Genomic DNA, 2,985 nt, shown 5'->3' on the forward strand with positions numbered 1-2,985 from the left:
CCGTCAGACCACCGCGGCCGTCACGGACGACACCACCGCGGCGACACGATCGTGACGGCCCGTTCGGAGAACGGGCCCTACCCACCGCCGCTGAGGGCCCTCCCAACGGCGGGCCCCAACAGCGGGCCCTACCCGCCAGGGGCCGCGTTATGCTGGCGAGGATGCGACTGTCACGCGTGCGTGAACGGCAGGCGATCGCGGCCATGGCCCTGGGGGGCCTGTCGTGGCTGGTGTGCGTGAGTGCCGGCTGGGCCCTCTGGAAGGGCACCGCCCTGCGTCGCCACACGCTCGACATCGCGACGGCCGCCGCCGCGCCACCCGATCACGTGCTCGCCCACGACCGGGGCGGCCATGTCGACCATCACGTGCTGCTGCACGGCACCGACGACGACCTGCTGGGCAACATGCAGCGGGCCGACGTCCTGCTGCTGGGCAACTCCCGCTTGATGTTCGCGTTGCGCGGCGACGCGCTCGGGCGGTACTTCGCCAGCCGCGGCCTCCGCCCGTTCGCCCTCGGGTTCGGCCACGAAGAGCAGCACCGTTTTCCGCTCGAGGTGATGCGGCGGCACGACCTGCATCCGAAGGTCGTCATCGTCAATGTCGACAACTTCTTCGGAGGCGTCACCTCGCCCTGGGGCGAGCGCGTGCTGCGCGACACCGCCTTCGACGCCTGGAAGGTCCAGGTCGAGGCCGGGGCGAGCCACGTCGTGCGACGGGCGCTGCATCGGGTGGTGCCGCACGTCCCCGACCTGTGGGCCAGCGAGCGCGAGTTCGTGATCTACCGCTCGACGCGAGACGGCTCGTGGTTCATCGCCACCGATTTCGGCGAGGGATCACGGTTGGCGCCCTTCTACCGCGGCAGGGATACGGTGCGTCCGCACAACCTCGAACTGGCCCGGGCCTTGAAGGAGACGGTGGAAGAGGCGGGAGGGCGCGTCATCTTCGTCCTCGTCCCCGGGCGCGATGTGTCCCTGACGCACGCCCAGATGCTCGCCGACATGGTGGGCGTGCCGCTCGTCGCCCCTGAGGTGCCCGACTTGCGCACGATGGATGCCTCGCACCTCACCGACGACAGCGCGGCCCGCTACGCTTCGGTCTTCTTCCAGCATCTGGACCCCGTGCTGGATGCCGTCCTCGCGCAGCAGGGGCGACCCCGTGTCGAGGTCGCCCCTGAGCCCTGAGCCCTGAGCCTGAAGCCTGCGTGTGCTGAGCCTCGAGCCCAGAGCCCTGAGCCCGAATCAGGCCACCTTGCGGCGGCGAGCGATGGCGACCGACGCCAGGCCGGTGCCGAGCAGGAGCAGCGACACGGGCTCAGGCACCGGCTGCATCATCAGCTGGTCCTGCGAGTCGCGTCCGTTGGGACCTGTGCGCAGGTTCATCACCTTGACCTGGTAGCCGCCGAAGTCGTGCGACGTGGCGTTCATGTTCGCCCAGCTCACGACGCCGTTGGTGACCCCGAAGACCTCCTGCTCGATGAACCAGATGGCCAGCTGGACGTCGGCGCCCGACCAGCCCGACGTGCCCGACCGGTACCGGTGATAGATGGCCTTCGTCCGCAGATCGAGCGGGTCGCCGCCCGTGCCGGCGCTGTAGCCCGGTCCGCCACCCATCGCGGCATCGCTGATGCCGGCCACGTAGAAGTCCTGGCTGAAGTTGATGGTCTCGGTGGCCTCGAGGCAGAACGAGACCCACGAGTCGCTCGGGCCGGTCACCGTGAACGCGCCACCGCCATTGGGGGCGTTCGCACCGGGCGCGTCGGACATCCGCACCCAGTCGCCGACCGCGATGGTGTCGGCGTGCGCGGGGGTGACCAGGGCGACCGAGAAGACGAGGGCGAGGGGAACGAGGACCTGCTTGTACATGAAAACTCCGCGAGATGAGGAAGCGTCCGATCCGAATCCTGAACCCGACACGGCGTCGGTCCGGCCAGATGCCCTTCTATTGGCAAGCGAAGTGCCAGGTTCGAATTCTCTCGATTTGCTCTGGTTTCGTGGCGATTCCTCTTTCCGCCACACAGAAGGGGTAGGGATGTCACCTCTGCCGCTGACTCTTTGTCCTTGAAACCACTGTGGCCGTGCAGGCGGCTCGCCTCCGGGGCGCACGAGGCACGCGAGCGTCAGCCCCGCCCGACCGCGATACGATGAGCCCGTGCTCCCGAGATTGCTCGCGGCGTGGGTGTTGACGCTTTCGTCCGTGGGGCTCGCGGCGCAGCCTGCCACGTCACGGAGTTCGATGAACGGCACTCTCACCGATGTCGACGGCCTCCTGGTGGGGCATGCCGTCCGCGCTGAACGCCCCACCGGCTGCACGGTCGTCGTGGCGCGCGACGGCGCCGTCGCCGGCGTCGACGTCAGGGGCGCGGCGCCCGGGACCCGCGAGACCGACCTCCTCGATCCCCTCAACACCGTCCAGCAGGTGCACGCCATCGTGCTGGCCGGCGGCAGTGCGTTCGGCCTCGACGCCGCGACCGGCGTGATGACCTGGCTCGAAGGCGAGGGCATCGGCTACCCCGTGGGCCCGGTGCGGGTGCCGATCGTGCCGGCCGCCATCCTCTTCGATCTCGGGATCGGCGACCCTCGCATCCGCCCGGACGCCGCCTGCGGTCGTGCCGCCGCGGCTGGCGCGTCGTCTGCGGCGGTGGCGCAGGGCAACGTGGGTGCGGGCGCCGGCGCCACGGTGGGCAAACTGCACGGCCTTGCTCGCGCGATGAAGGGCGGTCTCGGCAGCGCCTCGATCCGCCTGCCCAACGGCATCGTCGTCGCCGCCATGGTCGCCGTGAACGCGCGAGGCGACGTGATCGACCCGTCGACGGGGGCCGTCGTCGCCGGGGTGCGCACGAGCGACGGCCGTCGTCTCGCCGATGCACGCGTGCTGGTGCGCGAGGGCCTGACGACGCCGCCTGCCCCGGCGGAGAACACGACCCTGGGCGTCGTCGCGACCAATGCGACGCTGACCAAGGCCGAAGCCTCGCTCGTGGCGCGCATG

Annotated in this window: 3 protein-coding genes; 2 read left to right on the forward strand and 1 reads right to left on the reverse strand. The window is 70.3% G+C overall.

Annotated features, from left to right (window positions below; translation table 11 throughout):
• Positions 1 to 161: 161 nt before the first annotated feature.
• Positions 162 to 1,181, forward strand: coding sequence for a hypothetical protein (locus Q0C41_RS30955; protein WP_291990831.1), 1,020 nt, complete (start codon positions 162 to 164; stop codon positions 1,179 to 1,181).
• A gap of 57 nt (positions 1,182 to 1,238) precedes the next feature.
• Here Q0C41_RS30955 and Q0C41_RS30960 read toward each other — a convergent pair whose 3' ends face one another.
• Positions 1,239 to 1,862 (reverse strand): PEP-CTERM sorting domain-containing protein, encoded by a 624-nt coding sequence (locus Q0C41_RS30960; protein ID WP_291990833.1) that lies wholly within the window; start codon positions 1,860 to 1,862, stop codon positions 1,239 to 1,241.
• A gap of 370 nt (positions 1,863 to 2,232) precedes the next feature.
• Between Q0C41_RS30960 and Q0C41_RS30965 the strand changes: the two genes are divergently transcribed.
• Positions 2,233 to 2,985: P1 family peptidase (locus Q0C41_RS30965; RefSeq protein WP_291990835.1), on the forward strand; the 753-nt coding region annotated here is incomplete at its 3' end.

The sequence above is a fragment of the Luteitalea sp. genome (assembly GCF_022842525.1).
GTDB lineage: Bacteria > Acidobacteriota > Vicinamibacteria > Vicinamibacterales > Vicinamibacteraceae > Luteitalea.